Source organism: Gordonia asplenii (assembly GCF_012933505.1).
GTDB lineage: Bacteria > Actinomycetota > Actinomycetes > Mycobacteriales > Mycobacteriaceae > Gordonia > Gordonia asplenii.
The window spans coordinates 213,687-226,142 of the sequence record NZ_JABBNB010000004.1; the positions used below are offsets into that span (position 1 = coordinate 213,687).

The following is a 12,456-nucleotide window of genomic DNA, read 5'->3' on the forward strand; positions in this document are numbered from 1 at the left end:
GCTTCGTCTGCAACTGAGGAAATCAACATGAAGAAAGTCCTGGTGACCGAAAATCTCCGCATCGACCTCGATGCCGAGATCTGGGAATGCCGTTCCTGTGACGGCGAGATCATCTCCGCGCGGGACAATTACAAGCGTGGCCTCCTGGTATACGACCGCGATCCGCGGGAGATTCATCAGCCGTTGCTCGACCCCGAAAAGTACGAGTACACATTCTCCCCGGACCCGTCCTGGTGCCGCATCCTCGAGTATTACTGCCCGTCGTGCGGGCAGCTGGTCGAGGCCGAGTACCTGCCACCGGGGCATCCGCCGACCCATGACATCGAGTTCGATATCGACAAACTCAAGCAGCGCTGGCGCGACGTCGAAGTCGTCAATCATCCGCACGCCCGTCCCGGAGAGGAAATCTGACATGCGTCGAGTTTCGGTTGATATCGGTGGCACGTTCACCGACTGCTTCGTGGTCTGGGACGAGCGGACCTTGCTGCAGAAGTCGCTGACCACCCATCAAAACCTCGCGATCGGCTTCAACGAGGCGCTCGAAACGGCGTGTAAAGAGCTCCAGCTGACGACGACGGAACTGCTGTCGGGCGTCGACTCGGTGCGATATGCGACGACGCTGGGCACCAACGCCCTGATCGAGCGCAAAGGTCCCCGCGTCGGATTGCTGACCACGGCCGGATTCCGCTCGTCGGTGCCGCTCGCCCGGGCCAAGGGTTACGGAGTCGGCCTGGATTGGAAGTCCATGCTCGACATCCCCAACGCCGAGCGACCCGACGCCATCGTCCCGATTCCGCTGATTCGGGAAGTCAATGAACGCATCGACTTCGAGGGCGATGTACTGCTGACCCTGAACGAGGACCGCGTCCGATCGTCGTTGCGCGAGCTCATCGACCATGGCGCCGAGACGATCGTCGTGTGCCTGGCCAACAGCGTCGTGAATCCCGCCCACGAACTGCGCATCCGCGAGATCTTCCTCGAGGAGTACCCGGGCCACCTTCTCGGTGCCATCCCGATGTTGCTGTCACACCAGGTCAGCGGCCGCAAAGGCGAGTACACCCGCGCCACGTCGACGATCATGGACGGCTTTCTGCACAGCGTCATGTACCACGGCCTGGGCACCCTGGAACTGCATCTGCGCGACGACGGCTACGACAAGCCGATGCTCGTCATCCACAACTCCGGCGGCATGGCGCAACTCAACTCCACCGACGCGCTGCAGACGGTCCACTCCGGCCCGGTCGCGGGTATCGCGGCGTCGGAGGCACTGGCGAACACGACCGGGCTGGGCAACGTCGTCGCGACCGACATGGGCGGTACCAGTTTCGACATCGGCATCGTCGTCGAAGGCGGCGTGAAGCATTACGACTTCGAGCCGGTCATCGAACGCTGGATGGTCAGCGTGCCGATGGTGCACCTGGTGACGCTGGGCGCCGGCGGCGGCTCAATCTGCAGCTACGACTCGGTCTTCAAGACTGTCGCCGTCGGGCCGGAGAGCGCCGGATCCGACCCCGGCCCGGCGTGCTACGACCGGGGCGGTTTGCTGCCCACTGTCACCGACTCGGACTTGCTGCTCGGCTACCTCGATCCGGAGAACTATGCCGGCGGCAAGATCGCTCTGAACCGACGGCGGAGCAAGCGCGCCGTCGAGGACGAACTGTGCGACGACCTCGATCTCGACGTCACCGAGACGGCCAAGCTGATCAAACGGACCGTCGATTCGAATATGGCCAACGGCATCGCTACCGAGCTGCGAGTTCGAGGTTTCGAGCCGGCCGATTTCACCTTCCTCGCCTACGGCGGTAATGGTCCGCTGCACGGTTGTGGCATCGCATCCGCTCTCGGCGTCAGCCGGGTCCTGTGCCCGCCGCATGCGCCGATCTTCTCCGCCGTCGGCGCGGGCGACATGAATCAAATGCACATTCACGAGGCGAACACGTGGATCGTGCTCTTCGATCCGACCAACAAGTATTTCATGACCGACTTCACCGAATTCAACGAGAAAGTCGCCGAATTGGAAGCGCGGGGCCGCGCGGATCTGGAGCGGCAGGGCATCGACGGCTCATTGGTCAAGCACCGTCTCGAATTGGATATGCGTTACGGAAATCAGCGGGTACAGACCGCGGTGCAGGCACGCGGAAATCGAATCACCTCGCAGAAGGATGTGCTGGATCTGATCAGCGCATTCGATCAGCGCTACGCCGAGCGGTTCGGTGAGGGTAGCCAGGCCACCGCGACGGGCGTTCGAGTCAACACGGTGCGCGTGCTGTCCTGGGTCGAGACGCCGGGCGTGCCGTTCGCCGACCTGACTCCGCTGGAACAGGGCACCACCCCCGAGCCGGTCGCCACCCGCGAGTGCCATTTCGTCGGCGTCGACGGCGGCGTACCGACCTCGATCTTCGACGACGCCGCCTTGACACCGGGCACCGACATCACCGGGCCGGCCGTCATCGAAACAGAGGCGACGACATACCTCGTCGAGCCCGGCTGGCGCTACCAGGCGGTGGACGGCCGAGCGGTCTGGATGACCCGGATCGCCGACTGAGCTGTCGCGTCGACTACTGAACCTGAATTCGAAAGAAGGAATCATGTGTGAGAACACCCCTCTGAGCGCCGAGGACCAGGCGCTGCAGGACGAGTTCCTTGCCGGAAACGTCCTTTTCCACGGCCCGGATCCGTCGATCTTCCGCAACCACCGCATCGAGGGTCGCAGTGACGAGGAAGTGCGCATCCTCGGTGACGACGGTCTCGATCCGCACCTGGTCAACCAGATCCGCGGTCGTATCATGGCGGCGCTCGACGAATCCAACACGATGATCGAACAGATGGGAGCGGCGCCCGGTGCCAAGTGGGGCGACCTCGTCGCCGCCATCTTCACCGCGTCGGGCGACCTCGCGATGATCGCGCCGAAGGGCGTCGTCGGATTCGCCGGATGCTGCCACTATCCGATCAAGTACATCCTGCGGACCTGGGGCGACGAGCCGACCGTCGGCATCCGCGACGGTGACGGCTTCATCCACAACGACGCCAGGTTCGGCGGCATCCACAACACCGACCAGTCGACGATCATGCCGCTGTATCACCGCGGCGAACTGGTCGCGTGGCTGTCGGCGACCATCCACGAGGGTGAGAACGGCTCGACCGAACCCGGCGGCATGCCCGCCGCGGCGGAGAGCAAATTCGACGAAGGCCTCAAGATGTCACCGTTCAAGGTCATCGAGAACTTCCAGATCAAGCGTGACCTGCAGACGTTCTTGCAGAACTCGGTCCGCGACCCGAAATTGCAGTACGAGGACATGTCGGTCAAGTTGCACGCGCTGCTGCGTCTGCGCAAACGCATCGAGTCGGTGCTCGACGAGTTCGGCCCCGATGCGTTGATGGGTACGATGCGCCAGCACATCGAGGGGGTGGCAGACGAGGTCCGTCGCCGGATCGCCGAGATGCCCGACGGCACCACGCGCGTCACCGGCTTCTGCGATTCGACGCTGCGCGAGAGCGTCCTGATGCGGATCAACTGTGCGATCACCGTCGACGGCGACGAGATGACGATGGACTTCCGTGGCACGTCGCCGGAGTTCTTGAATCGCTCGATCAACACCAGCCAGGGCTCGATGAAGACGATGCTGATGTCGGGATTCCTGCAGAACATCTGGCCCGACCTCCCGCAGACGCAGGCCGTGTTCACCCCGCTGAACTTCATCTGGGACGAGAACTCCCTCGTCAACGCGTCGTTCGTGACTCCGCAGGCGATGAGTCTGATTCCGCTGTTCAAAGCGATGACCTTCCCGGTCATCCCGATGGCGAAGTTCATCTACCAGTTGCCCAAGCAGTACACCTCGATTCTCGCCTCGCAGTACGACCAGCCGGCGACGATGATCTACGGCGGACTCACCCAGCACGGCCAGGAAGTCGGCAACTTCTGCGCGGATATCAACGGCGCGGGTCAGGGTGGTCGCTACAACCGCGACGGTGAGCACTCGGTGTCGCCGCCGTTCGCGGCGTTCTGCGACATCGGCGAGATGGAGCTCGCCGAGGAGGAACTCCCGATGGTGCGCCTCGGGGCGTTCACGCTGGCCAAAGACCGCATCGGGTTCGGCAAATACCGCGGTGGGCTGGGCTACGAGCAGATAGCGACGTCGCAGAAGACCGACATGTGGGGCTTCATGTTCGGCTGCACCGGCTCCAAGTTCTCCGCGCTGCAGGGACTGTTCGGCGGCTACGGCACACCCGCGTATCCGCTGTGCCGGGTGGAAGGCATCGACGTCCTCGACCAGCTCGCCGCGAACCCCGACGAAGCCAACTTCGACATCATCGACATCATGAACCGCCAGCCGTTCGAAGGGGGCAGATATTCGACGATGCCGATGGCCCAGACCTTCAAGCTGGTGCAGCGCGGCGAGCTGAACATGATGTGCCAGGGCGGCGGCGCGGGCTACGGTGATGTCCTTGAACGTGATCCGGTACTGGTGATGAAGGACATCGAGGAGGACCTGCTCTCGGTCAAGGTGGCTGAAGACATCTACCGGGTGGTGCTCGATCCGCAGACGCTCACCCTCGACGAGGAGGGCACCGCGGCGGCCCGGGCGGCCGAGCGAGCCGCCCGCATCGCCCGCGGCACACCCTATGACGAGTTCGTCGCGCAGTGGGTGACGGCCGAGCCGCCGACGAACCTCGACTACTTCGGTGCCTGGGGCGACTCGTCGGTCGTGTACGGCAGCACGCTGGGCCAACGGGTCGCGATGCCCGGTGACGAGCTGCAGAGCATGATGATGCTCAACCCGAAAGACGTGGAGATCGCTCGGTTGGAGGCCGAGAACGCCGCGCTGCGCGCCCAGGTGCAGCCGTGAGCACGACGTCGTTCGCAGCAACACTGGCCGGCGAGTCGGCCGGCCTCGTGTGGCTCGACTACACGCCCTACGTCGAGCAGCTGCTCGACGAGCGGGTTCGGTGGCTCGACGTCGACGCGGTGATCGCCTGGCAGCGCACCGCGATGAGCCTCATCGACTCCGACGTGGTCGGGGTCGATGCCACAGCCGTCCTCACCGCGTGGATCGATGCTCATCCCGACCTGGTCGAAGCGATGTCGGCGAAGCGACGGACCACCGCGGCGCTGCGGACGCTGTTCGCCGACGAGGCGTTGCGCGCCCATTTCGCCGACTTGATCGGATCGCTGCGAACGGCGTTGAGCGGCAAGGTGATCGCCCTGGTGACGGCGGCGCCGGACGCATTAGTGACGCTCGCCTACCGAGGAGCGTTCGGCGGATCGTCACCGGAGCTCGACGAGGACGACATCGATTCTGCGGCAGTCTATCTCGCCGATTTCCTCCGGACGCTGTCGGAGTCCGGTCTTGACGCGCTGGTCGTCGAGGAGCCCGAGTCGGGCGACGCGCTCACCGCCGACCGGGTCGACCTCTACGGCCCGATCGTCAACGTCGCGGCGCACTATCGATGGTCCCTCGGGTACGTCACCCGGTCTGCGCCTCCGCAGCTGGCCGCGTCGTTACGGCCCTCGTTCTGGATCACCGGTGTCGAACTGGACGACGTCGCCACCGGAGTCATTGTCCCGGAGGGCTTTTGGGCCGACGACGCACCGCCGGATCCGCCGGTTCGGGGCTTTCTTCATTCGCGGATTCCGCCGGGTTCCGGCCCCGAGAAGGTGCTCGATCGGATAGCGGTGCTCCGCGGTGCGGTGACTTAGGCCGTGCCCACACTTACTCGATCCTTGACACAGAAGGAGAAAACCATTGTCTGACAACGTATTCCGCCTCGATGGCAAAGTCGCCCTGATCACCGGCGGTGCCCGGGGGATCGGCGCGGCGCTCGCCGGCGGGCTGGCCAACAACGCGGGGGTGGAATTCATGAAGGAGATCACCGACGTCGCCAACGCCGTGCAATTTCTGGTCTCCGACGCATCGTCGTGGATCACCGGCGTGGAACTCCCGGTGGACGGCGGCTGGACGGCGGCGTAGGCTCCGCCGATCCGTACCCTGAGAGTTTCTTCTAGATGAGTGAGTGGTGAATGTCAGGTCCGGGTGAGGGTGTGGGAGATCAGCCGCAGGCGTCGACGAAGTTCGAGTCCCGGATGACTCGTCGCGGACTCGTGCGACGTCAGCGACTGCTCGATGCGCTGGCAACCGGACGGACCAACCCGCTCACCGTGATTCACGGCCCGGCCGGATTCGGCAAGAGCACCCTCGCCGCGCAGTGGCAAGACCAGCTGCGCAGCGAGGGTGTCGCCGTCGGGTGGCTGAGCATCGATCGTGACGACAACAACCCGGTGTGGTTCGTCCGCGACTTGATCGCCGCGATCACCCGTGCGCAGGCGTCACTCGGTTCGGGTCTGATCAGCATTCTGGAACAGCATTCCGGCGATGGCGTGCGCGCGGTCATGGCTGGGCTGATCGAGCAGATCGTCGACGACGGTCGGCCGTTGGCGGTCGTCATCGACGATTGGCATCTGATCGACGATGCCGCCACCACCGACGTGTTCGAGTACCTGCTGGACTTCTGCCCGGACAATCTGAACGTCATCGTCACCAGTCGCACGAGGATGCACGCGGTCGCCACGCTGCGGGTACGCAGTCGACTGACCGAGATCGACGCTCGCCAGCTCCGGTTCGACCGACGCGAATCAAGCGCTTTTCTCCGGGAGATGAACGCGCTGACGCTCGCCGACGACGACGTCCAAGCCCTGTGGGCGACGACGGACGGATGGGTCGCGGCGCTGCAACTGGCGACGCTGTCGCTGCGGAATAGCGGTGATCCGGCCGCGGTGATCGCGGGCTTCAGCGGACGACATCATTCCATCGGCGAATACCTCGCCGAGGCGGTGCTCGATTCGCTTTCGCCGGAGCTGCTCGATTTCCTGTTGACGACGTCGATCTGCGATCGATTGTGCGCGTCGCTGGCGGCCGCGGTGAGCGGCCACCGCGATGGGGGCGCGATGCTCGACGAACTGCGGCGCCGAAACCTCTTTCTGGTGTCGCTCGACGACGAAGACGTGTGGTACCGCTATCACCACCTGTTCGCCGGATATCTACGGCGTCGACTCGAGCGCGACTACCCGGAGCGGGTCACCGAACTGAACAGGGTGGCATCTGTCTGGTTCGCCGAGCACGGCCACCTGTCCGATGCCGTCGATCACGCATTGGTCGCGGGCGAACCCGAACGGGCGGCCGACCTCGTCGAGGAGCGCGCGATGGCGTTCGTCGAACAGAGCCGCATGGCCACCCTGCTCGGCCTCGTCGACAAACTGCCCGGACGGATCGTTGCTGCCCGGGCCACATTGCAGATGGCGATCGCGTGGGCCTATTGCCTACTGCACCGCCTCGACGAGGCGGATCTCGCACTGGTGCGCGCTCGCTCTCTCGCCGACGATCCGCCGGCCGCGGTGTCGGTGGAGACCGACCTGCTGGCCGCCTGTATCGACGTCTACGGCGACCGAATCGATCGCGTCCGGCGGCTGACCGCCCCGATCTTGGAGCACCCCAACGACTTTCGGCCATTCGTGGTCGCCGGTGCGGCCAATCTGCTGTCTTTCGTCGATCTGCACACGTTTCGCTACGAGCAGGTTCGCGCGACACAGCGTTCGGTCAGCGGCTTCCAGGAACTCAATCCCGGTGCGTTCGCGCCGGTGTACGGGAAATGCTTCGTCGGTTTGGCTGAGACCGCACGCCTGGACCTCGACGCGGCCGAACGTAACTACCGCGACGCGGTGGCCATCGCCACCCAGAACGGCGGTTCGGGAACCTATGCTCAGCGACTCGCGGCGGGGCAGCTGGGCATCCTGCTCTACGAGCGGGACGATCTCGACGCGGCCGAGACGCTGATCGGGGAATGTCTGCTGTTGGGCGTCGAAGGCGGCGTGGCCGACCTGATGATCCTCACCTACACGACGATGGCGCGCATCAGAGCGTTGCGCGAAAACTACAGTGGTGCAATCGAATTGCTCGGTGACGCGCGCAAGGTCGCAGGCAAACTGCGGCTGCCGAGACTGGCGTCGGCTGCCGATCAGGAATTGACCACGCTGCTGGTGATGATGGGCGATCTGGCCGGCGCACGTGATGTGGTGACCAGAAACCAGGTCGATTTCGGCGTGGTGGCGGCCGCGTCCGCGGATTCTCCGCCGAATGGGATCGTTCTATCCATCCGGCGAAGCCAGCTCGCGATGCGCACGAAACTGCTTCTCGCCCAAGGGGATATCGATGGCGCGACGAAGGTGGCGGCGGCGCGTCTCGACGAGGCGCGAGCCGCGCCCTGGCCGTATGAGGAGATGGCGGCACGAGTCGCGCTGGCCGAGGTCGTCAGCGTCGCCGACCGTGACGACGCCGCCCGGATCTTGGCGCCCGCCGTGATCGTGGGCAACCGTGTCGGCCTGATCAGGACGATCGTCGACGGTGGTCCGGCGATCGCCCGTGTTCTCGGCGACCTGCTCGACAGTCAGCGGGTCGGCCGACACGTCGACGACGTGCCCGCGATGTCCGCGGATTACCTGCGGACCTTGGTGACGTCGACGCAGGTCTCGGCGTCGAATGCGATTGCGGTGGCGCCGGCCCACGGCAAGCGTCGTGCGATGCCCGAGGAGCAATTGAACGGACGGGAGATCGACATCCTCAAACTCCTCGAACGCGGCATGCCCAACAGTGCGATCGCGCGGGGTTTCGGTATCAAACTCAACACCGTCAAGTGGTACCTGAAGAACATCTACACCAAGCTCGGCGTCACCAGCCGTGCCGAAGCGGTCGCCGAGGCGCGCCGCCGCGCATTGATCGACTGACGGGCACCGAGCGCCACTCCGACGGGTGGTGCCTATTCGCCCCGCTCAGGTGACAGTTATCACATGAATCACAGTGTGGAAGGGACGGCGATGGTGAACGACAACGACTTGTTGTGGACTCCGAGCGCGGCGTTCGCCGAGGCGTCGAACGTGACGAGACTCCTTGACTGGCTGCGTACCGAGCGCGGTGTCGATCTCGCCGACTACCCGCAGCTGTGGCAGTGGTCGGTCGACGATATCGCCGCCTTCTGGGAAGCACTGTGGGACTACTTCGGATTCACCTCGCCGACGCCGTATTCAGCGGTGCTGACCAATCCCGTGATGCCCGGCGCGCAATGGTTCGTGGGCGCACAGATCAACTACGCCGAGCAGATTCTGCGTCGCGCGCGGCCCGGCGAGACGGCGATCCATTTCCGCTCCGAAGCAGCCGGCGCCGGGTCGCTGACCTGGGACGAACTGGGGCGTCAGGTGCGCTGCGTGGCCAGTTGGCTGCGCGGTGCCGGTGTCGAACCGGGTGATCGCGTTGTCTCCTATCTGCCGAACTCTCCACAGGCGGTGGTCGCGCTGCTCGCGACCGCCGCGGTCGGTGCGATCTGGTCGAGTTGCTCGCCCGACTTCGGCCAGCACAGCGTGCTCGACCGATTTCAGCAGATCGGGCCGAAGGTGTTGTTCGCCGCCGACGGGTATCGCTATGGCGGTCGCGACTTCGATCGCCGAGTCGAGACCGCGGGCATCGTCGACGCGTTGCCGGATCTGCAATGGTATGTCCACGTTCCCTATCTCGACGAGGCGTCGGCGCCCGTCGCGACGTCCGCCGCGTCGGTGCTCTGGAGCGAGTTGGCGCCCGCCGACGTCGATCGGCCCGATTTCAGCTTCACGCCAACGGAATTCGACCATCCGCTCTGGATCGTCTATTCGTCGGGCACCACCGGATTGCCCAAGCCGATCGTGCACGGTCACGGCGGTATCACTCTCGAAATGTCGAAACTGCTGCATTTCCATTTCGACCTACGGCCGGGAAAATCGATGTTCTTCTTCAGCACCACCGGCTGGGTGATGTGGAACATCGTCGTATCGTCGTTGTTGACCGGGGCCGCCGCGGTGCTCTACGACGGCAATCCCACCCATCCCGACCCCGACGCCCTGTGGCGGATGGCCGCCGAGACGGGCACCACCTTCTTCGGCACCAGCCCGAGCTACATCGGCTTGATGGACAAGGAAGGTATCTCGCCCCGGAACAGATACGACCTGTCGAAGATCTCCGGCATCATGCTCGGCGGATCGCCGGCCAGCCCCGAGGCGATGGCGTGGTGTTATGCCAACATCCACGACGACATCTGGCTGACATCGCAAAGCGGTGGCACCGACATCGCGTCGGCCTTCGTCGGAGCAGCACCGACGCTACCGGTCCACGCCGGCTGGATTCAGTGTCGAACGCTCGGCGCCGACGTTCATGCCTACTCCGAGGATGGCCGAGCGATGATCGGCGAGGTCGGCGAGCTGGTCGTCCGCCAGCCGATGCCGTCGATGCCGCTGTACTTCTGGAACGATCACGACGGGGCGCGCTACCGCGCGTCGTACTTCGACGAGTTCCCCGGCGTCTGGACGCACGGAGATCATCTGACCATCAACGACCTCGGTGAATGTCAGATCCACGGTCGATCCGATTCGACGTTGAACCGGTTCGGTGTTCGAATCGGCACCGCCGAGGTGTACCGGACCGTCGAGGCACTCGACGAGGTGGACGACAGCCTGGTGGTCTGCCTCAACCTCCCCGGTGGAGGGTTCTTCATGCCGCTTTTCGTGAAACCGGCGTCCGGCGTCGACGTGGACGACGCTCTCATCAACACCATCGCCGAGCGGCTGCGCGCGGAGAACTCCCCGCGGCACGTTCCCGATCGTGTCTACCGTGTCGATCACATCCCGTACACGTTGACCGGCAAGAAGATGGAAGTGCCGGTGCGCAAACTGCTGCTCGGCGTACCGGTCGCCAAGGCGGCCAACCGAGACTCGATGGCCGACCCGGCCGCGCTCGATTTCTACGTCGAGTTCGGCAGTCGGCACAGCGACTATGAGTTGGAGAAATCATGAAAGACATCGTCGTCGCGGGCGTCGGCATGGTCCCGTTCGCCACGCCGCGCAGGTCCGAACCATATGACGTCATGGCGGCAGCTGCGGTGCGTGCCGCGCTGACCGACGCCGGAGTGACATTCGAGCAACTGCAACAAGCCTTCGCCGGATACGTCTACGGAGATTCGACGAGTGGTCAGCGCGCGCTGTATCGCGTCGGTACCAGCGGAATCCCGGTCGTGAACGTCAACAACAACTGTTCGACGGGGTCGTCGGCGCTCTGGTTGGCCCGCCAGGCGATCGCCGCCGGCGCCGACTGCGTCCTGGCCTTCGGATTCGAACAGATGGAGCGTGGCGCGCTGGCAATCAAATGGCCTGACCGGCCGAGCCCGTTCGCGGACTTCATGACGGTTGCCGAAGGCAGCAACGGGGTGAGCGACGCCCCGTTCGCGGCGCAGCTGTTCGGCGGTGCGGGCACCGAGTACGCCCAGCGCTACGGGATGGCTCCGGAGACATTCGCCGAGGTGTCGGTCAAGTCGCGCAGGCACGCGGCGCGCAATCCGTACGCGGTGTTCCGCGACGAACTGACCGCCGCGCAGGTGCTCGCGGCCCCGCCCGTCTTCGGTCCACTGACTCGACTGCAATGTTGTCCTCCGACGTGTGGAGCGGCCGCGGCAATTGTCACCAGCGGTGACTTTGCGCGCCGACACGGCCTGCGCACCGACGTCGTGATCCGCGCGCAGGCGATGACGACCGATCGTGCCGACACCTTCGGTGGGTCGCTGATGGAACTGGTCGGCGCGGGGATGAGCCGCCGCGCCGCCGACGACGTCTACGAGACCGCCGGCGTGGACCCGCATGACCTCGACGTAGTCGAGCTGCACGACTGTTTCACCACCAACGAGGTCCTCAGCTACGAAGCCCTCCGGCTGACTCCGGAGGGCACCGCGGAAAAGTTCATCCGGGACGGCGACAACACCTACGGCGGGCGGGTGGTGACGAATCCCTCCGGTGGGCTGCTCTCGAAAGGCCACCCGCTGGGCGCGACCGGCCTGGCGCAATGTGCCGAACTGACCTGGCAGCTACGTGGCGAGGCCGGGCCGCGACAGGTCGACGGTGCGCGATTGGCGTTGCAACACAACATCGGACTGGGTGGCGCGGCAGTCGTGACCTTGTACGAGAAGGTGTCGTGATCTGTCTGTGAGCATCTGCGGCGAGCATTGACGCCACCTTCGGTAAGTAGTAACTTACCGTTCGTGGCTGCTTACCAATCTGACGACGTGTGGGCGGCGGTCGCCGATCCCACCCGCCGCAGCATTCTGGAACGACTCGCCCGCGGTCCGTGTGCCGTGGGCGAGTTGGCGTCGGGGCTGCCGATCAGCAGACCTGCCGTGTCGCAACACCTTCGGGTGCTGCGGTCGGCGGGATTGGTCAGTGATCACGCGGCGGGAACACGCCGCTTCTACCGGCTCGACCGCGCGGGACTCGACGTCCTGCGCGATGAGATCGACCGGTTCTGGACGAGTGTGCTGGACTCGTACCAACGGATCGTCGAGGCCGAAGCGGCCGCCGAGAGATATGCGAAAAGTCAACGGCAGCAAAAGGATTGA

At 64.8% G+C, this 12,456-nt stretch carries 9 protein-coding genes; all 9 read left to right on the top strand.

From position 1 onward, the window contains the following. Positions 1–27 precede the first annotated feature (27 nt). The 9 genes from HH308_RS05465 to HH308_RS05510 all read left to right on the top strand — a co-directional run bounded on the left by HH308_RS05465 (position 28) and on the right by HH308_RS05510 (position 12,456). Positions 28–411, top strand: a complete 384-nt coding sequence (locus HH308_RS05465) for an acetone carboxylase subunit gamma (RefSeq protein ID WP_170193164.1) — start codon at positions 28–30, stop codon at positions 409–411. A 1-nt stretch (position 412) separates the two neighbouring features. Then, complete coding sequence (locus tag HH308_RS05470) at positions 413–2,545, top strand: hydantoinase/oxoprolinase family protein (RefSeq protein ID WP_170193165.1); 2,133 nt, start codon at positions 413–415, stop codon at positions 2,543–2,545. 43 nt (positions 2,546–2,588) lie between these two features. Beyond that, complete coding sequence (locus tag HH308_RS05475; protein WP_170193166.1) at positions 2,589–4,847, top strand: hydantoinase B/oxoprolinase family protein; 2,259 nt, start codon at positions 2,589–2,591, stop codon at positions 4,845–4,847. Then, positions 4,844–5,698, top strand: coding sequence for a hypothetical protein (locus HH308_RS05480; protein WP_170193167.1), 855 nt, complete (start codon positions 4,844–4,846; stop codon positions 5,696–5,698). The genes HH308_RS05475 and HH308_RS05480 overlap by 4 nt, the downstream gene beginning before the upstream one ends. A 46-nt stretch (positions 5,699–5,744) precedes the next feature. Beyond that, entirely contained in the window at positions 5,745–5,969 is a 225-nt protein-coding gene (locus HH308_RS30655) for an SDR family oxidoreductase (protein WP_281362932.1), read from the top strand. Positions 5,970–6,019: 50 nt separating this feature from the next. Beyond that, positions 6,020–8,776: a winged helix-turn-helix domain-containing protein gene (locus tag HH308_RS05495; protein WP_170193168.1), complete on the top strand. Its 2,757-nt coding sequence runs from the start codon at positions 6,020–6,022 to the stop codon at positions 8,774–8,776. Positions 8,777–8,839: 63 nt separating this feature from the next. Beyond that, on the top strand, positions 8,840–10,867 hold the full coding sequence (locus HH308_RS05500) for an acetoacetate--CoA ligase (protein WP_211188192.1): 2,028 nt from the start codon (positions 8,840–8,842) through the stop codon (positions 10,865–10,867). Then, on the top strand, positions 10,861–12,039 hold the full coding sequence (locus HH308_RS05505; RefSeq protein WP_170193219.1) for a lipid-transfer protein: 1,179 nt from the start codon (positions 10,861–10,863) through the stop codon (positions 12,037–12,039). The genes HH308_RS05500 and HH308_RS05505 overlap by 7 nt, the downstream gene beginning before the upstream one ends. Before the next feature lie 63 nt (positions 12,040–12,102). After that, complete coding sequence (locus HH308_RS05510; protein WP_170193169.1) at positions 12,103–12,456, top strand: ArsR/SmtB family transcription factor; 354 nt, start codon at positions 12,103–12,105, stop codon at positions 12,454–12,456.

Excerpts from the sequence above, each read along its gene's own strand:
- HH308_RS05465 (WP_170193164.1), top strand. The coding sequence starts at position 28 with ATGAAGAAAGTCCTGGTGACCGAAAATCTCCGCATCGACCTCGATGCC.
- HH308_RS05475 (WP_170193166.1), top strand. The coding sequence starts at position 2,589 with ATGTGTGAGAACACCCCTCTGAGCGCCGAGGACCAGGCGCTGCAGGAC.
- HH308_RS05495 (WP_170193168.1), top strand. The coding sequence starts at position 6,020 with ATGTCAGGTCCGGGTGAGGGTGTGGGAGATCAGCCGCAGGCGTCGACG.
- HH308_RS05470 (WP_170193165.1), top strand. The coding sequence starts at position 413 with ATGCGTCGAGTTTCGGTTGATATCGGTGGCACGTTCACCGACTGCTTC.
- HH308_RS05500 (WP_211188192.1), top strand. The coding sequence starts at position 8,840 with ATGAATCACAGTGTGGAAGGGACGGCGATGGTGAACGACAACGACTTG.